This is a genomic window from Riemerella columbina DSM 16469 (assembly GCF_000374405.1).
GTDB classification, from domain to species: Bacteria; Bacteroidota; Bacteroidia; order Flavobacteriales; family Weeksellaceae; genus Riemerella; species Riemerella columbina.
Genome location: NZ_KB894262.1, coordinates 93,574 through 115,486, shown reverse-complemented (window position 1 = coordinate 115,486; position 21,913 = coordinate 93,574). Strand labels below are relative to the sequence as shown.

At 36.1% G+C, this 21,913-nt stretch carries 24 protein-coding genes and 1 riboswitch; of the genes, 11 read left to right on the top strand and 13 right to left on the bottom strand.

Annotation, left to right across the window (positions count from 1 at the left end; genetic code table 11):
• Positions 1-97: 97 nt before the first annotated feature.
• Together C237_RS13705 and C237_RS0110125 are read left to right on the top strand one after the other, a co-directional pair.
• The gene (locus tag C237_RS13705) at positions 98-691 is read left to right on the top strand and encodes a Crp/Fnr family transcriptional regulator (protein ID WP_018676379.1); all 594 of its coding nucleotides are present in this window, start codon (positions 98-100) and stop codon (positions 689-691) included.
• Positions 692-703: 12 nt separating this feature from the next.
• Positions 704-1,930, top strand: coding sequence for a hypothetical protein (locus C237_RS0110125; RefSeq protein WP_018676378.1), 1,227 nt, complete (start codon positions 704-706; stop codon positions 1,928-1,930).
• Here the strand turns inward: C237_RS0110125 and C237_RS0110120 are convergent, their stop codons facing one another.
• Positions 1,931-2,305, bottom strand: a complete 375-nt coding sequence (locus C237_RS0110120; protein ID WP_018676377.1) for a hypothetical protein — start codon at positions 2,303-2,305, stop codon at positions 1,931-1,933.
• 10 nt (positions 2,306-2,315) lie between these two features.
• The gene (locus C237_RS0110115) at positions 2,316-2,705 is read right to left on the bottom strand and encodes a c-type cytochrome (protein ID WP_018676376.1); all 390 of its coding nucleotides are present in this window, start codon (positions 2,703-2,705) and stop codon (positions 2,316-2,318) included.
• Between the two features lie 134 nt (positions 2,706-2,839).
• On the opposite strand from C237_RS0110115, the gene C237_RS0110110 reads away from it, so the two are divergent.
• The 7 genes from C237_RS0110110 (at position 2,840) to C237_RS0110080 (ending at position 9,197) form a co-directional block, all read left to right on the top strand.
• Positions 2,840-3,340: a c-type cytochrome gene (locus tag C237_RS0110110; RefSeq protein WP_018676375.1), complete on the top strand. Its 501-nt coding sequence runs from the start codon at positions 2,840-2,842 to the stop codon at positions 3,338-3,340.
• Between the two features lie 8 nt (positions 3,341-3,348).
• A complete protein-coding gene (gene nosZ, locus C237_RS0110105) occupies positions 3,349-5,355 on the top strand; it encodes a Sec-dependent nitrous-oxide reductase (protein ID WP_018676374.1) in 2,007 nt (668 codons plus the stop codon).
• Between the two features lie 73 nt (positions 5,356-5,428).
• Positions 5,429-6,001 carry a hypothetical protein gene (locus C237_RS0110100; protein WP_018676373.1) on the top strand — a complete coding sequence of 191 codons (573 nt, stop codon included), beginning with the start codon at positions 5,429-5,431 and terminating at the stop codon, positions 5,999-6,001.
• A gap of 4 nt (positions 6,002-6,005) precedes the next feature.
• Positions 6,006-6,422 carry a nitrous oxide reductase accessory protein NosL gene (locus C237_RS0110095; RefSeq protein ID WP_018676372.1) on the top strand — a complete coding sequence of 139 codons (417 nt, stop codon included), beginning with the start codon at positions 6,006-6,008 and terminating at the stop codon, positions 6,420-6,422.
• A gap of 44 nt (positions 6,423-6,466) precedes the next feature.
• Positions 6,467-7,711, top strand: coding sequence for a nitrous oxide reductase family maturation protein NosD (locus C237_RS0110090; protein ID WP_018676371.1), 1,245 nt, complete (start codon positions 6,467-6,469; stop codon positions 7,709-7,711).
• Positions 7,712-7,723: 12 nt separating this feature from the next.
• On the top strand, positions 7,724-8,437 hold the full coding sequence (locus C237_RS0110085; protein ID WP_018676370.1) for an ABC transporter ATP-binding protein: 714 nt from the start codon (positions 7,724-7,726) through the stop codon (positions 8,435-8,437).
• Positions 8,430-9,197 (top strand): ABC transporter permease subunit, encoded by a 768-nt coding sequence (locus C237_RS0110080; protein ID WP_018676369.1) that lies wholly within the window; start codon positions 8,430-8,432, stop codon positions 9,195-9,197. Before C237_RS0110085 ends, C237_RS0110080 begins: the two co-directional genes overlap by 8 nt.
• A gap of 63 nt (positions 9,198-9,260) precedes the next feature.
• On the opposite strand, the gene C237_RS0110075 is transcribed toward C237_RS0110080, so the two are convergent.
• Complete coding sequence (locus C237_RS0110075) at positions 9,261-9,944, bottom strand: hypothetical protein (RefSeq protein ID WP_018676368.1); 684 nt, start codon at positions 9,942-9,944, stop codon at positions 9,261-9,263.
• 113 nt (positions 9,945-10,057) lie between these two features.
• Here C237_RS0110075 and C237_RS15115 point away from each other — a divergent pair, with 113 nt between their 5' ends.
• Both C237_RS15115 and C237_RS13320 read left to right on the top strand, forming a co-directional pair.
• Positions 10,058-10,192 carry a hypothetical protein gene (locus C237_RS15115; protein WP_018676367.1) on the top strand — a complete coding sequence of 45 codons (135 nt, stop codon included), beginning with the start codon at positions 10,058-10,060 and terminating at the stop codon, positions 10,190-10,192.
• Positions 10,193-10,203: 11 nt separating this feature from the next.
• Entirely contained in the window at positions 10,204-11,151 is a 948-nt protein-coding gene (locus C237_RS13320) for an aldo/keto reductase (RefSeq protein ID WP_245539723.1), read from the top strand.
• A gap of 3 nt (positions 11,152-11,154) precedes the next feature.
• Here the strand turns inward: C237_RS13320 and C237_RS0110060 are convergent, their stop codons facing one another.
• The 10 genes from C237_RS0110060 to atpG form a co-directional block, all read right to left on the bottom strand.
• Positions 11,155-11,442: a Trm112 family protein gene (locus C237_RS0110060; RefSeq protein WP_018676365.1), complete on the bottom strand. Its 288-nt coding sequence runs from the start codon at positions 11,440-11,442 to the stop codon at positions 11,155-11,157.
• Positions 11,442-12,029, bottom strand: coding sequence for a thiamine phosphate synthase (locus C237_RS14015; RefSeq protein WP_018676364.1), 588 nt, complete (start codon positions 12,027-12,029; stop codon positions 11,442-11,444). The genes C237_RS0110060 and C237_RS14015 overlap by 1 nt, the downstream gene beginning before the upstream one ends.
• Complete coding sequence (locus tag C237_RS0110050; protein ID WP_018676363.1) at positions 12,026-13,081, bottom strand: AIR synthase-related protein; 1,056 nt, start codon at positions 13,079-13,081, stop codon at positions 12,026-12,028. The genes C237_RS14015 and C237_RS0110050 overlap by 4 nt, the downstream gene beginning before the upstream one ends.
• The gene (locus C237_RS0110045; RefSeq protein ID WP_018676362.1) at positions 13,081-13,806 is read right to left on the bottom strand and encodes a class I SAM-dependent methyltransferase; all 726 of its coding nucleotides are present in this window, start codon (positions 13,804-13,806) and stop codon (positions 13,081-13,083) included. The genes C237_RS0110050 and C237_RS0110045 overlap by 1 nt, the downstream gene beginning before the upstream one ends.
• Before the next feature lie 42 nt (positions 13,807-13,848).
• Positions 13,849-13,940: riboswitch (TPP riboswitch) on the bottom strand.
• Between the two features lie 94 nt (positions 13,941-14,034).
• The gene (odhB, locus tag C237_RS0110040; protein WP_026315632.1) at positions 14,035-15,267 is read right to left on the bottom strand and encodes a 2-oxoglutarate dehydrogenase complex dihydrolipoyllysine-residue succinyltransferase; all 1,233 of its coding nucleotides are present in this window, start codon (positions 15,265-15,267) and stop codon (positions 14,035-14,037) included.
• Positions 15,268-15,320: 53 nt separating this feature from the next.
• Entirely contained in the window at positions 15,321-18,077 is a 2,757-nt protein-coding gene (locus C237_RS0110035) for a 2-oxoglutarate dehydrogenase E1 component (protein ID WP_018676360.1), read from the bottom strand.
• Between the two features lie 118 nt (positions 18,078-18,195).
• Positions 18,196-19,230 carry an SRPBCC family protein gene (locus C237_RS0110030; RefSeq protein ID WP_018676359.1) on the bottom strand — a complete coding sequence of 345 codons (1,035 nt, stop codon included), beginning with the start codon at positions 19,228-19,230 and terminating at the stop codon, positions 18,196-18,198.
• 19 nt (positions 19,231-19,249) lie between these two features.
• Complete coding sequence (locus C237_RS0110025) at positions 19,250-19,543, bottom strand: ATP-dependent Clp protease adaptor ClpS (protein WP_018676358.1); 294 nt, start codon at positions 19,541-19,543, stop codon at positions 19,250-19,252.
• 11 nt (positions 19,544-19,554) lie between these two features.
• Positions 19,555-20,907 carry a hemolysin family protein gene (locus C237_RS0110020; RefSeq protein ID WP_018676357.1) on the bottom strand — a complete coding sequence of 451 codons (1,353 nt, stop codon included), beginning with the start codon at positions 20,905-20,907 and terminating at the stop codon, positions 19,555-19,557.
• Between the two features lie 125 nt (positions 20,908-21,032).
• Complete coding sequence (gene atpG, locus C237_RS0110015; RefSeq protein ID WP_018676356.1) at positions 21,033-21,905, bottom strand: ATP synthase F1 subunit gamma; 873 nt, start codon at positions 21,903-21,905, stop codon at positions 21,033-21,035.
• Positions 21,906-21,913: the final 8 nt, after the last annotated feature.

Genomic DNA, 21,913 nt, shown 5'->3' with positions numbered 1-21,913 from the left:
CATCTATTAAGGATATTCAATAATTTAATTAAGGTATATTTGTCTTAATTAAAATCTTGTTATATCTTCGCACAAGAAAAATATAAAATAACTGACTATGGATTTTACCCTAGATGACTATTTCCTAGAAAAAACCCAATCTACAATTAAAGAATATGATAAGGGGGATATCATCGTGAATGAAGGGGTGATATCCAACTATTTTTTTTATCTAAAAGATGGCGAGTTAGCGGTCTATAATTTTACCGACGAAGGCAAAGAATTTCTTCAACACAAAGTCAATGAAGCCTCTCTATTTGGAGAACCAGCCGTATTGCTAGAAAAGCCTTTCCCTGGTAGTGTAAAGGTAACTTCCCACAAGGCTAGTGTTATAAAAATAGAACGCAATACTTTTATCAATTTCCTAATGGAACATCCCGAACGGTGTATAGAATTTACTAAACGAATCGCCACTAAAGCCATTATCAAAAGTAATATACTTAAAAATGTAATGTTCCAAAATCCTGAAGATAGAATTCTAGGATTGTTTGAAAATTATAAAAAAGGGAAGACTAAAGAAATGAAAATTAACCTTACTCGAAATGAAATGGCTCAGATGCTAGGCTTGAGAATAGAAACCGTCATCAGAACCATAAAAAAAATGGAACATAAAGGTGTGCTAAAAATTAAAAATGGTAAAGTGTTTTATTAAAACTAAGGAACTATGATAAAAATTTCGTTGAAACAAGGGCTAAGAATAGCGGTATTCAATTTTTTAATTGTGTCCATTCTTGGTGCTATTATGCGGTATAAAATTATTTTCTCTCTGCCATTTTTAGATCAAAAGCATTTGCAAGAGGCCCATTCGCATTTTGCATTTTATGGTTGGGTGACAACGGCATTGTATGTTTTAATGGTTCATATCATTAAAAAAGATTTAACGCCGAAACAAATCCAACCCTATTATACTTTAATCCTTCTTAACCTGATAGGAGCTTACGGTATGTTAGCATCTTTTATATATGGTGGGTATTATTGGGGTTCCATTATATGCTCTGCGGTGTCTTTGTTGGCTGGAATTGCAATGCTGATTTTATTTTGTAGAGATTATACTAAAATTAATAGTCCCTCGAAATTGTGGTTTTTAGGAGGACTTACTTTTGCAGGACTATCTGCATTGGGTGTTTTTGGGCTGGTTTATATGAAAGTAACGGGACAAATCGTCCAAAACTGGTATTTGGCATCCACTTATTTCTATTTGCATTTCCAGTACAATGGCTTTTTTATCTTATCTTGTATTGGTTTATTTTTTAATTGGCTCCAGCAATGCAATGTCCCTATCAACAATACGACTTCAAAACATGTGTTTTGGTTGATTTTTTCGTCTACGATTTTATGCTATGGTTTATCCCTAATTTGGATGGATACTTCTGGCTGGATTATCGGACTGTCTGCCATTGGTAATATATTGCAACTATTAGGAGTTATTGGGCTTATCCTAATCGCAAAAAAGCATTGGGTAATCTATTCTAAACCTTGGAATACCCTTGCCAAAAGTATTTTCCTAATCGCGGTATTGGCATTTTCATTAAAAGTAATACTTCAGCAGCTGTCTATCATTCCACAAATTAGCCATTGGGTATTTGGCTTTAGAGCCATTGTGATTGCCTATTTGCACCTTGTATTATTGGTAGGGGTTAGTAGTTTTTTAATATTAAACATTTTGCTTTTAGATCAGTTCAAACTAGGGAAAAGTTTCAGAATAGGCGTTATATTGTATCTCATTTTAATCCTAATTAATGAAGCCGTTTTAGCACAAATCGGGATATTATCATTATTTGGAATTTATTGGAGGGCTTCTCCAGTAGTACTTTGGTGGGTTTCGGTAGGATTGGCAGGAGCCATAGCCTCATTAGCCTATGGATTAAAAACAGAAAAAAGAGCGAAGTAATTATCTTCGCTCTTCTTTATAGATAATGGGTTTTTGGTTGGGCTGAGATAGTTTTCCAGATTGTCCATCTTCCAACATTTCCCAAATTAAATTTTCGTTGGTAAAAGTTGGGTTTCCTTTTTCATTAGTGCCTTTAGCAATCAGCTCGTAAGTCTTACCACCTTGGGTGAGTTTTACGGCTACCTCATCGCCTTTAGCAAAATATACGATATGGATTGTCGCACCTTCACTATTGGTATAGACCCGTTCTGGCTGTACGAGACTTTCTTGTGCTTCTCTAGGGCTGCTACCTTCTGATACTTCACTTTTTGATTCTTTACAAGCCACGCACGTAAGCCCAGCAGTAATTATGATGCCCCATATGACTTTTTTCATAAATCTTTTTTTATTGTTTAAGACTGAGAATATATTTTACCATCTTTTGCGCCGTTTCCTCACTCATTCCAGAATGGGGCGTCATAGGAACTTCGCCCCAAGAGCCTTTACCTCCCGCTATAATTTTCTTAGCCAGCTGATCTAGGTCGGCTTCCGTATATCGATCCGCAATTTCTTGATAAGATGGTCCTACCAATTTAGAATCTATTTTATGACAACCTAAACAATCAGCACCTTCTATAAGGGCTAAACCTTCTGGTTTTTCCTCCCCTACACTTTCTTCAGTAACCTTTGGTTCTTCTAGCATAACATTACTTTCTTTTTCAGGGTCTACTACTTCTTTTTTAGAGCACGATAGTAACGATGCTCCGACTAAACAACATAAGATTAGTTTTTTCATAACACTTAATTTTTCATTTTATTAATGCAAAATTCTCAAAATAAAAATAAGTTTATTATGACCCTAGTCATACATATTATCTACGTATATAGCCTAATTTTGTATCAGAAAAATACAATTAAAAATAAATTAAAATGAAAAAGTTAAAAGTTATTTTAGTGAGTTTAGTTTCTTTATTTGCTTTATCTTGTGGTGGTGACCAAAAACAAGGTAATGATGAAGTAACGGTAACAGAAACTTCAACGGGGGCTAATGAAACTACAGCTACTGCTAGTGATGATTCTTACGATCCTAACAAAGGACTAGGAAAATTTGATGAATCTAATGTTGATGTAAGTTCATTTGATGCAAGTATGGCAGCAGAAGGACAGAAAATTGCAGAAGTAAAATGTACCTCTTGCCATAAAATGACTGATGAAAAATTAGTAGGTCCAGGTTGGAAAGGGATTACAGATAGACATACACCGTATTGGATTATGAACTTTATTACTAACCCAGATCCAATGATTGATAAAGACCCTGAACTTCAAAAACAGCTAGAAGTATGTATGGTAAGAATGCCTAATCAAGGTCTTGACGATAAAGATGCGAGAAGCATTTTAGAATACATGAGACAAATTAACGGAGCAAAATAATTTAAAAGATGAAAACAATAAAAACATTAGGAAGTGTTGCCTTACTATTAGGGAGTTTGTATTCCTTAAACAGTTGTAAGCCTAAAGGAGCAGAAAGCATGGTCTCTGGAGATGCTGCCGACAAAGTTTATGTAGCACCAGGGAAACATGATGAATTTTACAACTTTGTAAGTGGTGGATTCAACGGACAAATGGGCGTTTATGGTTTACCCAGTGGTAGACTGTTAAAAGTAGTGCCTATTTTCTCTGTAAATCCAGAAAATGGCTATGGGTATAGCGAAGAAACTAAACCGATGCTAGAAACTTCCCATGGCTTTATTCCTTGGGACGACCAACATCACTTGGAAATTTCTCAAACCAATGGTGAGGTAGATGGACGCTGGATTTTTGCCAATGCCAACAATACCCCGCGTATTGCAAGGGTAGATTTAAATACCTTCAAAACAGTAGAAATTTTAGAATTACCAAACTCTGCAGGGAACCACTCTTCACCATTCATCACAGAGAATACGGAATATGTAGTGGCAGGAACGCGTTTTTCTGTACCGACTGATGATGCCAACGGCGATGTTCCTATTAATACTTTTAAAGAAAACTTCAAAGGGGTGATATCTTTTGTTAAAGTAGACCCTAAAACTGGAGATATGAATCTTGCCTTCCAAGTAGAAGCACCAGGGGTGAATTTCGACTTATCACACGCTGGTAAAGGTAAATCCCATGGTTGGTTCTTCTTTTCTTGCTATAATTCTGAACAAGCTAACTCACTTTTAGAGGTAAATGCTTCTCAGAACGATAAAGACTTTATCATGGCTCTGAACTGGAAAAAAGCAGAGGAATATGTGAAAGCAGGTAAAGGTAGAAAAGTAAAAACCCAATATGCCCACAATAAATGGAATGAAGAAACCCATACAGGGTCTTCTAAAATGGAGCAAGAGGTAACGGTACTATCTTCCAAAGAGCTAAAAGACTTATGCTACTTTATGCCGACACCAAAATCGCCACACGGCTGTGATATAGACCCAACAGGAGAATATATTGTAGGTTCTGGTAAATTAGCAGCTTTGGTTCCAGTGCATAGTTTTACTAAAATGCTAAAAGCAATAGAAAATAAAGACTTTGCAGGGGAATACGATGGCGTTCCTATCTTAAAATATGAATCTACTCTACACGGAGAAGTTCAAAAACCAGGTTTAGGTCCATTACACACCGAATTTGACGGTCAAGGACACGCTTATACTTCATTCTTTGTGTCTTCAGAAGTGGTAAAATGGGATATCAAAACGCTAAAAGTTTTAGATAGACAACCAACTTATTATTCCGTAGGACACCTTATGATTCCTGGGGGAGATTCTAAAAAACCTTTTGGTAAATACCTAGTAGCTTATAATAAAATCACTAAAGATAGATTCTTACCTACTGGACCAGAATTAACGCAATCTGCACAGTTATATGATATTAGTGGCGATAAAATGAAGTTGTTATTAGACTTCCCAACCTTTGGAGAGCCACACTATGCACAGGCCTTACCTGCCAGTATGATAGAGGGTAAACAAGTGAAGTTTTACGATATTAGTAAAAATAAACACCCTTATGCTACCAAAGGCGAATCTGAATCTAGAGTGGTAAGAGAAGGTAATAAAGTCCATGTATATATGACTTGTATTCGCTCTCACTTTGCTCCAGATAATATCGAAGGAATTAAAGTTGGAGATGAAGTTTACTTCCATGTTACTAACCTAGAGCAAGACTGGGATGTACCGCACGGCTTCGCTATTAAAGGGGCTGAAAATGCAGAATTACTCATTATGCCTGGAGAAACTTGCACCTTCAAATGGGTACCTAAGAAAGCAGGAATGTGGCCAATGTATTGTACAGACTTCTGTTCTGCACTACACCAAGAAATGCAAGGCTATGTAAGAGTATCACCTGCGGGAAGCTCTACACCGTTGGTATATAGCTTAAACAACAAAGCAGATAATGCTCAAAGTCCTGTAAAACAAGGAACATCTAAATAATCACTATGTTATAACGATTCAGATATATTAATTTAATATTCTGAATCGTTATATTTTTATCACACTTTATATTATGAACCGTACACTATCCAAAACATCAATCATCATCCTAGTCATTTGTGGCTTAGGGTTATTAGTGTGTCATTTTGTACCCTTATGGGCAATCTATTTAGAAGCACCACAATATCCAGAGGGGCTGTCTATGTTTCTTCATACCAATAAAATTTCTGGAGATTACAAAATTATTAATGGGCTAAACCATTATATCGGTATGAAAGAAATCCATCAAGAAGACTTTTGGGAGTTTAAAGTATTGCCTTATGTACTTGGACTGTTTTCTGCCATTGCCTTTTTTGTGGCGTGGTATAGAAAAAAAGTAGGGATTTATGTATTCTGTATTCTTTTCTTATTATTTGGAATTGGATTTATGGTAGATTTCTACTTATGGGAATACGATTATGGACACAACCTAGATCCCAATGCGGCGATAGTTGTCCCTGGAATGACCTACCAACCCCCACTTATTGGATTTAAACAATTGCTTAATTTTGGAGCCTATTCTTATCCAGACATTGGTGGATGGATTATGTTTGGTGTCGGTATTTTATTATTTATAACATCAATTTACGAATTTAAAAAACATTAAAACAATGAAACATCTTATCTCTAAAGTATTAGGCATTAGCGCCCTATCATTAGCCTTAGTATCTTGTGGCAAAAAAGAAGTAGAGCCGATTAATTTTGGAAAAGACCAATGTTCACATTGCAAAATGATGATTGAAAATCCTAAATATGGCACCGAACTCCTTACCTCTAAAGGAAGAGTCTATAAATTTGATGACCTGAGTTGTATGGAATCTTTTGTAGATGAAAATCAAGACAAGGCAGACCAAGCCCAGCTTTATGTCCCTGATTTCTTGACACACGAGTTATTTCCTATCGAACAAGCTACTAAAGTAACTGGCGGGGAAGTAAAGAGCCCTATGAATGGGAATATCGCTACTTTTAAAAACAAAGAAGAAGCCATCAACGAGGCTAAAAAACTTAATGCTGAACTTATCAATTAATCCCAATCTATTTTAATATCAATTTAAACAATACTCAACTAAAAATGACTGGATTGAAACAATGGTTATGCGGAATAGGAATTTTAATGGCGCTCAATATCCCAGCAACAACATATTCGGTAGGACATCATAAAACATTTAAGACCATTCACGCTGCTCTGAAAAAAGCTCAGAGTGGCGATACCATTTTGGTCTATGGTGGTCATTACAAAGAAGGCAATATTAACCTTGACAAGCCTATTACTTTGATAGGAATAGACCGCCCCATTCTAGATGGCGAAATGAAACACGAAATTGTTTCCCTCAGAGCAAATCACATTACTTTAGAAGGCTTTAAAATCATTAATTCTGGTAAAGATGAAATAAGGAATATCGGTGCTGTACGCCTCTATGATAGTCATTTTTCAACGATTAAAAATAATATTTTTGATAATAATTATTTCGGAATTACCATTCAGAGGGGTTACCAATGTTTAATCCAAAACAACCGCATTACCACCAATCGAGGAACTTCCCAAGAACTGATTGGCGATGGCATCCATGTATGGTCTAGCTCGGATATTTGGATTAAAAACAACTTTATAGAAGGGCATAAAGACGGCATCTATCTAGAAAAAGCCAATAATACTTTTGTGTACAAAAATAAATCTCAGAAAAATAAACGCTACGGACTTCACTTTATGTTTTCTCATAATAATGTGTATACGGGAAATGTCTTTAAAAATAATGAAGCGGGAGTCGCCGTAATGTATAGCCGCAATGTACAGATGAAATACAACCGATTTTTAGACAACTGGGGCGACAATATCTATGGTTTGTTATTGAAAGATTTAACTTTTAGTACCGTAAGCCATAATGACTTTAGTAATAATTCTACGGGAGTTTTTATGGATGGTTCTTCCAAAGTAGACTTCTATGATAATCAATTTAAAAATAATGGTTGGGGTTTTAAAATCAATGCCAATTGCATTGAAAACAAGATGATTAATAATAATTTTATAGATAATATCTTTGATGTCAGCACCAGCGGAACGGTATTTCTCAACACTTTTAAACACAACTATTGGGATAAATACGAAGGCTACGACCTGAATAAAGATGGCATAGGCGATATTCCATTTTATCCGCTAAGTCTCTATGCCGTATTAGCCGAACAAACCCCAATGATTATGATACTGTTTGGGACATTCTTTGTGGAACTTATCAACCGTTCCGAAAAACTGATGCCCACCCTTACTCCCGACACTTTTGTGGATGAACAACCTGCCATGAAACCCAATAGGATTTAATTTGATACACTTATGATTGCTATACAACACTTAACAAAAAAATTTGGAAAGTTTACCGCATTGCACGATATTAATATGGAATGCAAACAAGGCAAATCCATTGCCTTTATCGGACCGAATGGCTGTGGTAAAACGACTTTAATTAAAAGTATTCTAGGACTCAATACCATCGATGCAGGGCATATTTTCGTCAACCAAAAAGATGTGGCAGAAGACTACCTCTACCGAGAAGATATTGGCTATATGCCTCAGTTTGGAAAATATCCTGAAAATATGACGGTACAAGAAACGCTGGATATGATTATAAAAAATCGAGCGTATAAAGGCGAGCGGGATATGGAACTTTTCGAGCAATACCATATCCAAGATTTGTATCAGAAAAAAATGGGAAGCCTTTCTGGGGGAACCATTCAAAAGGTAAGTGCCGTGATTGCCTTTATGTTTAATCCCAATATCATCATTCTAGATGAACCTACGGCAGGGCTAGACCCGTTGGCATCAGAAATTCTTAAAAAGAAAATCATAAAAGAAAGAAAAAAAGGAAAACTCATCATCATTACTTCTCATTTATTAAGTGAGTTGGACGATATCATCAACGAGGTAGTGTTTCTATCAGACGGGAAAGTGATGTTCCACCAAGATGTAGAAGCCCTAAAAGCTCAAACGCAAGAAGAAAAAATCTCTCAAGCCATTACCAGTATTTTAAAACAACTTCAACATGCTTAAAATTGCTCAATTTATTTTTACCGATATTCTCAAAAATAAAGTTATTTTAGTATACACCGCTTTGCTTTTCATTATTTCTTGGTCTGTATTGGGACTAGAGGCAAATCAAGCTAAAGCTAATTTGAATTTATTGAATATCATTCTATTTGTAGTTCCGTTATTAAGTCTATTATTTTCAATAATTTACATTTATAATAGTAGCCAGTTTATAGAATTATTATCTACACAGCCCATTCATAGAAATGTCATTTGGACTGGAATTTTTATTGGACTTTTCGGTTCCCAAGTTTTGGCATTCTTAGTAGGTTGCGGTTTACCGATTTTAATTTATTCTTCCTTAGAATATGGCTTATCCATACTCATTGGAGGTACGCTCCTCACCATAGATTTTGTAGCCTTAGCAATGTTAGCTGCCATTTCTAGTAAAGACAGAGCCAAAGGAATAGGCATTGCCATTTTTATATGGATATTTTTCAACATTATCTACGATGGAATTTTATTAATGATGATGTTCCAGTTTTCGGACTATCCTATTGAGAAATTAATGGTGGTTTTATCGGCATTAAGTCCTATTGGGTTAACCAGAATTTTTGTTCAACTAGAGCTTGATATTTCCAGTATGCTAGGATATTCGGGCGCTATATTTAAAGAAATCTTTGGAACGGGTAATGGTATTTTAGCCTCTGTTTTTATCCTCATTATTTGGGTTGCTATTCCATTTTTACTTAGTTTAATCAAGTTTAGAAAAAAAGATTTATAATCAAAAAACCTTCGCCAAAAATAAGCGAAGGTTTTTTAAAATTATATTGAACGATGAGATGAATTAAGCATCATCTTCAGTGTCTCTATCTTCAGAAATTTTACATGTCCCTTCAAATTCTGGTCTTAAAATATCTTCTTTATTAATCCAATATTCCGAAGTAATTAATTGATATTTATGGTCGCCTTGGTTGTTGAGTTCCCAAAGAATATACTCTGCATTTTCAAAAGATTTATCCGTGGTCATCTGTTCTTCAAATAATCTTTTAATCAAGTTATTATCTGCTAAACCATCATTAAATGTTTTTAAGACCACTTCTTTGGTCACTTCTTGCTCTGACTGGTCTTTTGGTATCATACTGAAATCCACAACTAAAGCCTTAGCACTAGGGAATTTTCCATTATAGGCTTTGTAAAGCAATTGATTAATCGCATAAAGTGGATAATGCAAATCGATTTCAGGATATTCTTCACATACTTTATCAATCAACATATCGTTAGAAATTTGAGCAATTTGCCCTTCGTTCAGTCGGTCAGACAATTTATAAGTCAATACCACTTCAGCTGCTTCATTAGGTTCAAAATCACCAATTGCCATAAAGAGCATTTCTTTTAAATTTTCAGGTTTAATGGTATGCGCATCAGGAAAATCAAAACGCTCTAAAAGTTGTTTATAATCGTCGTTTGTCCAATAGTTTTTAATTTCGTCAACCACATCTATGTTTTGTATTTGAATATCAAATGTCATAATTTAATTTTTAATGGTTTATAGGTTAAGTAGAACAAAAATCATTCCTTTTATCCTTTAAATATTTTTTATCTTGGTATAAAATTTTCATCAGTAATATAAAAAGAAGAAAAATGAAAAGAAGCGATTTTATTAAAAGTCTAGCTCTCGGCTCTGTAGCCTTAACAGGCGTGGGCAATTGGATGAAAGCAGAGACACCCCATATAACAAACAAAGAAGAAATAAATCATACTAATCAAAAACTTTAGGATTGGGCGGTGTGCCATTGGCAGGCTGCTGGAAAAAAACTTCTGAGGATGATGCCTTGGCAACTTTAGAAAAAACTTGGGAATTGGGCATCCGCTATTACGATACCTCACCACGCTATGGGAATGGTATTAGCGAACGCAGAATGGGTGTTTTCTTGGATAGCAAATCTGCGGATTCTTATCTATTATCCACAAAGGTGGGAAGAATTCTAAAACCTGGAATTCCACCCGAAGACCAAATCAAACATCTTTGGAAAAATAAAATGAATGCCGTATTTCATTACGATTATTCTGCTTCGGGTACAAGAAAATCTATCGAAGATAGCCTTTTGCGATTAGGGGTTCATCAAGTGGATTTTGTGTATATCCACGATTTGACAAAAGGTAATCTTAAAGAAGATTATGCTAAATACTTAGAACAAGCCCAAAAAGGTGCTATTCCAGAGCTTGTAAAAATGAAAGAAGAAGGCATCATCAAAGGTTGGGGATTTGGTGTAAATAGCCCTGAAGCGGTGTTAGACAGCCTTTCTGTAGCGGTGCCAGATATTTGCTTAATGGCTACGCAATACTCGCTACTTGACCATAAAGAAGTCTTAAACGATACATTCCCAATTTTAGAAAAGCATGGGGTAAAGGTTGTGGTAGGTTCGCCTATAAATTGTGGTTATCTGGCAGGTAATGAAACTTGGAATTACAGTCCCGAACCAGCACCAAAAGAAATGCAACAGAAAAGAACACGCCTACAAAAAATTTGCAAGAAACATCAAGTAGATATGCGTACGGCTACCCTTCAGTTTTCAATGGCGCATCCTATTGTAGAGGCTGTGTTGACGGGATGCAGAAATGCTCAACAGATAGAAGGCAACTATCTTTCCCTTTGTGAAAATCATAAAATTTCTAATGTTTTTTGGGATGAATTAAAATCACAACAGATTATTGAGCAGAACGCACCTATCTAATAATCAATGTTTAGAGGTGTTTCGCATTTCGATTCGAAATACCTCATTTTGTGATAATTGTTTGGGTAAATGGTCTTGCCATTTTTCTAAAAAAGGTCGCTCATAGCCCAACTCTCGAAACTCATCAGGGGACATAATAGGAATACCCGAAATGATAGGATAATAGCGAGCACATTTCGTACACAGCATAATGCCTTCTACCACCACATCTTTTTCTTCTCTAAAGATTGTGAGATGCAAATCGTTTTTGTCAAACGGACAACACATTTTGTCGATAATTCTTTTTTCCATTATTGTAATTTTTGTAAAGTTTCTAAAGGATTTTTAGCATCCATCAAAGCGGAAATCACGGCGATACCATCATAGTCCAAACCTTCCAATTGAGGTTGAGTCGATTCGTTGATACCTCCTGCCAAGAAGATTTCTCTTGAAAACAAAGACCTCGCTTGGGATATTTTTTCAAAATTGACCAACTCACAAACTGCTGCTGAAGTAGTTGGGAATACCGAACAAAAAGAAATATAATCATAGCCCAATGCTTCAGCTTTTTTTAGTTTTTCCAAATCATTTCCCACAGTAACACCCTTAGGAATAACTCGTTGCAAAGTTTTTTCCAACTCGGATATATCTTCCACCTCATCCAAATGAATACCCAAATGTGGATGCCATTTCAAGGCCTCTTTGTCTTCATACACCCAACAAGATTTGCAGTTTGAAGTAAGCCAATAGATTAGATTTTTCAAGGAGTCTGTATCGATTTTTTTTGTATGATACAATTGCACTTTTGATATGAATGGCAACACCGAATTCAATTGTTGTTGTAATTCTTCCAAAGGAATTTCAGCATCTATTATTAAATAAATTTGCTTCTTCATCATTTCCAACCGTTTTGATATGCTGTAAAAAAGGCTTCCCAATAAGGGTCTTTTTCTTTGGGAGTAAATTTTTGTTCGCCCTTACTATTCTTCAGAATAGAATCCATATTTGATGAGGTAAAAACTCCTATTTCTGTCAAATCAATTCCGTTAGACTGATAATACGAAATCAAATCCTCTACCGCCTTGGGGTCAACCGCTATTAGCATACTTCCTGCTCCGATAATTCCCAAAGGGTTCAGCTGAAACTGGTCACAAATCAATCGTTGATTGCTATCCAAAGGTATTTTTTCCGTATGTACAACAACGCCCTTTTGGTTTGCCTGAGCCATTTCGTATACGGCACCCAGAATGCCTCCCTCGGTAACATCGTGCATCGCGTGGATGGGTTTTTCTGAGGATTGCTGATGATATTTTCCTGCCAATTCACCTTCTTTTATCACAGAAATTTGGTTAAATAATTCTTCCAAGTAAGAACTGCTTTCATCACCTAACAAATTATGAGCGGTTTCCTTAAAATGCAACCCTAAAATAGCCGTAGAAGATATGGCAGCTTTCTTAGACATCAATAAGACATCGCCTTCTTGTACGCCATCGGGTCGGATGAAATGGTCGGTAGGAGCAACAGCTATCATCGTACCTCCTCCCATTATGGTAGTATTCTGCATCGGAATTACACCCGTATGCCCACCCGTGATACTGATATTGAGTTGCTGACAAATCTGATGTAAATGGCTCCAATATTCTTCAAAAAGAGATTCTGTAAAATCTTCATTGAGATTCAGCACCATCTGAAAATATTGAGGCATCACACCCGTAGTAGCCATATCATTAGCCACCAAATAAACAGATAATTCTGCTGATTTTTTCGCTCCCAAACTTGGTATATATGACAAAGGGTCACTCGCCATTGCCATGGCTTGCGAATTGCCCAAATCAACCAAAGAGATATCTTTTCCAAACCCTGGAGCAACCAATTGCTCTGGGCATTCACTACCAAATCGACCTTGAAACAATCGCTTAAAGCCTTCGGCACCTATCTTTCCGTCTTTCATCAGTCCTCAAATTGGATATACATTCCGAAAAAATCACCATAAGATTGTTGCCATTCTTTTACAGGAAACCAAGAGGGCAAACCTGTCATCTTCCACGATATTTTGTATTTCCTATCGGGCAAGGCTTCTTTTATCAACTTTTTTAAGGAATTGGGCGTATAGAAAGTAGCGGTACGATAAAACTCATTCCTTCCAAAAGTCTGCTGAACGCGTCTTCGGATGAATTTAGGAGTGATTTTATTCATCATTCCCATTGCTATTCCGTGGCGTGCTACACGAGCGGCTTCTTGCAATACCTGCTTCGGATTTTGATAATACTCGAAAGTATTCATAAATACCACGGCATCAAAAGTATCATTTTTGTAAGGCATAAAATGGGAATCCGCCATTGCCAAATTCCCACCAAACAAATACAATGCTTGTGACAGCATAAAAGGAGAAATATCCGTTCCCGTAGCATCAATGCCAATTTCTTTCCACCAACGCGTAAAGCGAGTTGTACCACAGCCGTATTCTAATATTTCTTGAATGCGAACATCTTTGGTAATCAAATCTTTCATTACCTTTTTCTGCTCTTGCTCAGCTCGTTTGTACGGACCTTCGTAATAGTCTTCGTAAGTATCGGTATATTTTCGGTTGAAAAACCATTCTTTTCTGCCCTGCCACGAACGGACTTCTGTTTGTACTAAGGACTCGGAGTCTTTTTTAATCAGTTCATCACTCATAATGCTATAATTTTAAGTAACTGAACCGAAAGTGTCCCTTGATAGAGAAAGTACTACATTCCTTACGCCGGCATTATCCGGTTCAAGTTAACGGGTATATTCTCAGCCATAAATTGGCACCCCGATGTTTGTGGTACAAATATAATTTTTTTAAGTTATATGAACAATAAAAACAACAAGCCTTGCTTAAAATTTTAAGCAAGGCTTGTTCATTATCTTTAGATGATTTTACAAATCTAATCCTCTTCTTTCGTCGCCACCTAATAAGAATTCTACTGGATTGTCGATGGCTTCTTTTACTGCCACTAAGAATCCTACTGATTCCTTACCATCAATAATTCTATGGTCGTAAGATAGTGCTAAATACATCATCGGGCGAATTACCACTTGTCCATCTACTGCTACGGGTCTTTGGATGATGTTGTGCATACCTAAAATCGCAGATTGTGGCGGGTTGATAATTGGCGTAGACAGCATAGAACCAAATACTCCACCATTCGTAATGGTAAATGTACCACCCGTCATTTCATCAACTGTAATTTTTCCATTTCTTGCTTTTTCAGCTAATGCTTTTATGCTCGCTTCAACACCTCTGAATGACATATTTTCAGCATTTCTTAGTACAGGTACCATTAAACCTTTAGGTCCTGATACCGCAACAGAAATATCACAGAAATCGTAAGATATCATTTGATTGCCGTCAATCATAGAATTAACTTCTGGATACATTTGTAATGCTCTAGTCACAGCTTTAGTAAAGAAAGACATAAATCCTAAACCTACCCCGTGCTTAGCTGCAAATTCTTCTTTATATTGTTTTCTGATTCTGAAAATCTCGCTCATGTCTACCTCATTAAAAGTAGTCAACATCGCTGTTTCGTTCTTAACTGACACCAATCTTTGTGCTACTTTTCTTCTAAGTGAAGATAGTTTTTTAGATTGAGAAGATCTAGAACCACTCGTGGCATCTACGGAGCCCATCGCAGGAACAGAAGCCTTTTCGGCATCCTCTTTAGTAATTCTACCATCTCTACCACTACCTGATACTTGAGAAGGGCTAACGCCTTTTTCATCTAAAATCTTTTTAGCGGCTGGCGATGGTGTTCCCGTAGCGTATGTAGCAGACTGTTGCTCCACCTTAGGTGCTTCTGCTTTGGCTTCATCTTTTTTCGGTTCTTCCTTGGGTGCCTCTTCTTTAGCACTTCCACCTTCTGGTTTAGCAGCGCTCATATCAATAAGGCATACCACCTGCCCTACTTCTACTACATCACCTTCTTCGGCTTTTAGCGTAATCACACCGCTTTCTTCTGCGGGCAATTCCAAAGTGGCTTTATCAGAATCTACTTCTGCAATAGGTTGGTCTTTTTCTACATAATCTCCATCTTGGACTAGCCAAGTTGCGATTTCTACTTCTGTGATGGATTCTCCCGGTGAGGGAACTTTCATTTCTAATATTGACATATTGAGGTGTTTTTTATTTTAATACTATATTTTATACTTTCCTAAATTGAGGATTAAATCTCAAAGGTTTTGTTAACAAGTTTTGTTTGATCAATCTCGAATTTTTTATGACTACCTGGCGCAGGTGTACCACTGGCCACTGGGGAAATCACTTGAACATTCTGATCTCTAAAGTTTCTCAAAATATAACTCCAAGCCCCCATATTTTCTGGCTCTTCCTGAACCCAAACAAAATCTTTTCTATTGCTATATTTCGCAAATAGTTCATTAATTTTATCTTGGTCTAAAGGATAGATTTGCTCCAATCTTACTAAGGCGACTTTTTCATCATTAAGTTCTTCTTTCTTCGCCAATAAGTCGTAGTAAACTTTACCCGTACACATTACCAATCGCTCTACTTTGCTAGGATCTGCCGTAGCATCGTCTAAGATAGGTTGGAATGTTCCCGTCGCTAATTCTTCCATAGAAGAAATCACTTTTGGATGTCTTAATAAAGACTTAGGCGTCATCACTATCAATGGCTTTCTAAATGGCAATTTCATCTGTCTTCTTAGCAAATGGAAATAGTTAGCAGGTTCCGTACAATTGGCTACAAAAATATTGTTATTAGCACATAATGTTAAGAAACGCTCTAGTCTCGCAGAAGAGTGTTCAGCGCCCTGACCTTCTGCACCGTGTGGTAATAACATCACCAATCCGTTTTGGATTTTCCATTTTTCCTCTGCTGCTACCAAATATTGGTCGATGATAATTTGCGCTCCATTGGCAAAATCTCCAAATTGTGCCTCCCAAATCGTTAAAGTCTCTGGGGAGGCCATAGCATAACCATAATCAAAGCCTAATACAGCATATTCTGAAAGCAGGGAATTATAAATATGAAATTGGCTCTCTGGATTCACATGTTTTAATGGGATATACTCCTCTTCCGCTGTTTCTGTTTTCACTACGGCGTGACGATGAGAGAATGTCCCTCTTTCCACATCTTCCCCAGAAATACGCACATTATAACCTTCCGAAAGAAGTGTGGCATAAGCCAATAACTCTGCCATTGCCCAATCGAGTTTATCTACTTCTATGGATTTAAGCCTTTGTTCAAAAAGTCTTACAATCTTTCTAATAAAAGACTTATCACCAGGCAATGTAGAAATCTTAACGGCTAATTCTTTAAGTTGGTTAAGATCAAATTGAGTGTCTACTTTGTCGAACACTTTATCTTTATTGGTTGGATTAATATATTTAGTCCAAACCTCTTTCATAAAGATATCTAGTGTGTTTTTTTCTATTTCTTTAGAGGCATCAAAGTTTTCATCTAATAAAGCTTTGAATTCTGCTTCCATGGTTTTCATTTTATCATTGGAAACAATGCCTTCTTTTATTAATTTATCCTTATAAATCTCTCTTGGATTAGGGTGCTTGGCAATAGCACTGTATAGTTTAGGCTGTGTAAAACGCGGTTCATCCCCTTCGTTATGCCCATATTTTCTATAACCTAAAAGGTCAATGTACACATCTTTACCAAATGCCGCTCGGAAATCTGCTGCAAAACGGATGGCATGCACTACCGCTTCTACATCATCATCATTCACATGCATCACTGGGGAATCTGTTACCTTAGCAATATCGGTACAGTAAGTAGATGAACGCGCATCTAAATAATTGGTGGTAAAGCCCACTTGGTTGTTCACCACAATATGGACGGTTCCACCAGTTTTATAGCCGTCTAGCGTCATCATTTGAGAAATTTCATAAACAATACCTTGACCAGCAATGGCCGCATCTCCATGAATTACTATCGGTAATACTTTACCAAAATCTTGCTGGTAAGTATGGTCTACTTTAGCTCTGGTAATCCCTTCAACTAAAGATGCCACCGTTTCAAGGTGCGATGGATTTGGTGTTAAGTTAATGGTCACTTCTTCACCAGACGCGGTTTTGATTTTTTTAGAAGATCCTAAATGGTATTTAACATCTCCAGAGAATACATCTTCTTCAAATTCTTTCCCTTCAAATTCGGAAAAAATTTGCTTATATGATTTCCCAAAAATATTGGTCAATACATTCAACCTTCCCCGGTGTGCCATCCCTAGCACCACCTCGTCTACTCCATGTTTAGAGGCTCTACTGATCAATTGGTCTAAAGCTGGGATTAAAGATTCCCCGCCTTCTAGCGAGAAACGCTTCTGTCCAACAAATTTGGTATGTAGATAATTTTCAAATGCTACGGCTTGGTTTAGTTTTGATAAAATTTCAACCTTTTCGTCCGCAGATAATTTTGGATGATTTTCGTGCTGAGAAAGCCATTGGCGAATGAAATCTCTTTCTTCAATATTCCTGATGTGCATATATTCCACGCCAATAGAATCGCAGTAAATCGTTTCTAGATGCTTGATGATTTCAGCCAAAGTGGCTGGTTGTGTCATCCCCGTTTGGGTCGCAGAATTAAATGTTTTATTTAAATCTTCTTTGGACAACCCAAAGTTTTCGATATCTAGAGTTGGCGTGTAGGTTCTTCTGTCCCTTACCGGATTGGTTTTAGTAAACAAATGCCCACGCATTCTATAAGCTTCAATCAGGTTGACTACTTTAAATTCCTTGTCAATCCCTTCAGGGATATCTTGAGGGGCGTTACCATTCGCTTTCACGACTTCCACAAAGGAATCATCCTCACCAAAGTTTTCTAAAGCAAAATCGAACCCTTGAAAAAATGCTTTCCAAGATGGCTCTAGACTATCGGGGTATTGTAAATATTGCTGGTACATACTATCAATTAATTGAGTATGAGCAGCATTGAGAAATGAAAATTTATCCATTATTACAGATTATCTGTTTAAAATTTGTTTTTATATCTAAGACTACAAATGTATTAAAAAAAATTTATTCTATAAAACCTTTATAGCCAACATTTATGATTTTTAAATCTTGATAAAATCAAGGGCTTACCGGAAGTGCTAATTTGAGAATTACAGGCTTTTGCTCTTCGGGATTTTCTATAAACACCTCTTGCAACATTCCCGTTCTAAGACTATCCGTTTTAGCTTTTTTCAGCAATTGATTAATCACCGAGATACGCCCATCATAATTCCCTTTGTAGTACATCACATAGAGTTTGGATGGTTCCAACTTACGATAAGTTATGCTATTATCTTCCAATTCTACTTTCTTAGACAAAGGAATACCATAGAAATAACTTACCTCTTTATTATCGTAGCTTTTAGGTGTTGTAATTAATATCGGTGCACCAAATTCGTCTTCTTGCTTACCCAAATCATTCGTTACAAAATTAATCACCTTACTATGATTTTTTAAAATCGATTGAAACAACTGCACTTTAGACTTATTTTGTGAGGTCGCATTTACCCCAACCAATATTGCAGATTCTTGTTGCTCCACCATGATCGTATCGTACTTGATTTGAGATAGCAACTCTATTTTATCTACTTTGTTACTTAGTAGGTTTTTTAAATTGGTCATACTTTGATTGACAAACTCTTCAAAAGTATTTACTGAGAATAGATTGACATAGCGCTTAAGCAAGGTTTTCTTAGGTGTAGTCACCAACCAAACGATTTTAGTCTTATCTCTTTCGGGAACAAAACGCACTTCTATTTTGAGGGGAATATTGGAATCATTATCAAAAAATTCGTATTTCAGTGTTTTTTTAGGGTTTTCATATCTAATAAATACCATACCAACACTGCCCTTTTTATCAATAAAGTTCATGGAACTTCCCTGTCCTTCATAGGGAATAAAATACTCGAATTTTAAGTTTTTATCCCTAAGAAAATAAGTATTCCAACGGGTCATATTTTGAAAATTGCTGAACTGTGGATAGACCTTTTCCAGCGGATAGTCTATTGTTCTCTCTATACGAAAGGATTTACTTTCATCCACAAATAACATAGAAACCGCATAGGCAATCCCGATAAATAGACCAATGAAAAGAGTGACTTTAAGCCAACGCATGATAATTAATGCTTATGAATTATACAATTTCGCTAGATAAGCCTCTAGAAAGCAACTTTTTGTGCATCGGCTCTATCAGTTCCAGCTGTCCCGTTTTTACAGTACATTTGCCTTTGTAGTGAATAAGATAGGTGCATTGTTCTGCTTGCTCCAAGGTGTGTTTACAGATTTCTATTAGGCAGTCGATTACAAAATCAAAAGTATTAAAATCATCGTTGTGAAGAACTAATTTATGGTTATCTTGTAACGCTTCTAGCACTTCCGAAGATTCTTGTTCTTCCCACTGGGGTTGATTTTGGCTATACACCTTCATAGATTAATGATTTATGATGGTTCATTTGTATCGGCTGGTTCTTCTGGAGCGTTTTCATGATATACCAACTCTACCAATTCTACACTTTTATTATTCATTTTTAGAATTTTAAAGTGGTAATTTTCAAAATTAAATTCTTGATTTTCATTTGGTATTTCCTCTAAATGATGCAAAATGAATCCTGCCAAAGTATTAAACTCGCCTTCTTCTGGAATAGGGTTAGGTAAAAACTCGTTGATTTCTTCTAATGGCTGTATGGCTTTTACCCAATAGGTGTTTTCACCTACTTTTTCCACTAATTTTTCCTCTTCGTCTTCCTCATCTTGAATTTCTCCTACCAATTCTTCTAGGATATCTTCTAGAGTAATTAAACCTTCGGTACCTCCAAACTCATCAATAACGATAGCGATATGTTGTTTTTTAAGCTGGAAACTTTTTAATAAATCAGAAATCTTTTTACTACCAACTACAAAATAGGCTTCTCTTAAGAAATTTCTTAAATCATCATGGGTTAAATCACCTTTGGATTTAATATAAGCTCTAATGATTTCTTTAGTATAGAAAATTCCAATAATATTATCTACCGTACCTTCGTATACTGGGATTCTAGAAAATCCACTTTCCATGATGGTTTCTATAATATCCCCTACTTCATCATCAATATCTATGGTTTGGATATTTTGTCTAGGTACCATAATCTGCTTGGCAGAATGGTCTGTAAAATCAAAAGCATTTTTAATAATTTCGTAATTTTCTACCTCTATTTCACCACTGTCTGCACTTTGCTTTACCAATAATTGTAATTCTTCCGTAGAATGAATTTCGTGCTCTGAAACAGGATGAATTTTAATCAATCTCAAGAATGAGTTGGATATCGAATTCATCAACCAAATAAATGGTCGGAAAATATTATAAAATAATTTAAGCGGTGCAGAAATAAACAAAGTGGTGGCTTCTGACTTACGAATGGCTATGGACTTAGGTACTAATTCACCAAAGACAATATGCATTACGGTAATAATTAGAAAACTTAAGACCACAGAAATTGTAGTTACAGTAGCAGCAGCCACCTCAAAATTAAAATAGTGAAACGCACTTTCTATAATATGATGCAATGCACTTTCCCCTACCCAACCTAACGCTAGAGATGCTAAAGTAATCCCAAGCTGGGTGGCAGATAAATAAGCATCTAAGTTTTTGATAATACTCTCGGCTTGTTTTGCCATAGCATTACCTTCTGCGGCTTTAATTTGGATTTGAGAATAACGAACTTTAACTATTGAAAATTCTGCGGCTACGAAAAAGCCATTTAGAAACACTAAAAATATTGCGATAAGAATCTTGACTAAACTGTCGGGGTCCATTTAATTTTATTAAATTTATGATTGATGCAAAGATAACTAAATTTTTATAACCACCATATTCATAAGCAAAAAAATAAAAAAGCACCAATAAATGGTGCTTAATTGGTATTGTGATACCGCTTGGATTAACTATTTTTAAGAGCTTCGGCTCCAGAAACGATTTCTAAAATTTCATTTGTAATGGCTGCTTGTCTAGCTTTGTTATAGAAAATAACCAAGTCATTTTTAAGGGCTTGGGCATTATCTGTTGCCTTATGCATGGCTGTCATACGCGCACCATGCTCTGCCGCTACAGAATCCAATACCGCTTTATAAACTTGTGTTTTGATAGATTTTGGAATCAATACATCTAAAATTTCGCTTCTACTTGGTTCAAAAAGATAGTCTGTTTCTACATTTGCAGGTATCCCTTCATTTTCATGAATTGAAATAGGCAATAATTGTTCGGTTTGAACCTTTTGCGTGGCTGCATTAATGAATTGATTATAAATCAAATAGACTTCATCAAACTTAGCTTCTCGAAAATCTTTCATTACGCCATACACAATCTGATTGGCTACTGCTTCAAAACTCAAATTATCAAAAATATGGCTCACATTGCTGTAAGGTACACGACTTTTTTTAACCGCATCAAACACCTTTTTACCTAAAGTAATTATTTCAATATGCTTGTCTCTATTTTCAGAAATTTGATGATTAAGCTCTTTAATAACCGAAGAGTTAAACGCTCCTGCTAAACCTCTATTGGAAGTAATTGCAATATATAGCACGCGTTTCACCTCTCTTTTTTTAGCATAAATAGATACCTGATCGGCTTCAGAACTAGCGTTTACATTTTCAATAATTTCTTGCAACTTCTCAGAATAAGGTCTCAACATCGTGATGGCATCTTGTGCTTTTTTCAGTTTCGCTGCGGAAACCATTTTCATAGCACTGGTAATCTGCATCGTAGATGAGATGGAAGCAATTCGTCCTCGTATTTCTTTTAAATTTGCCATATTGTAGA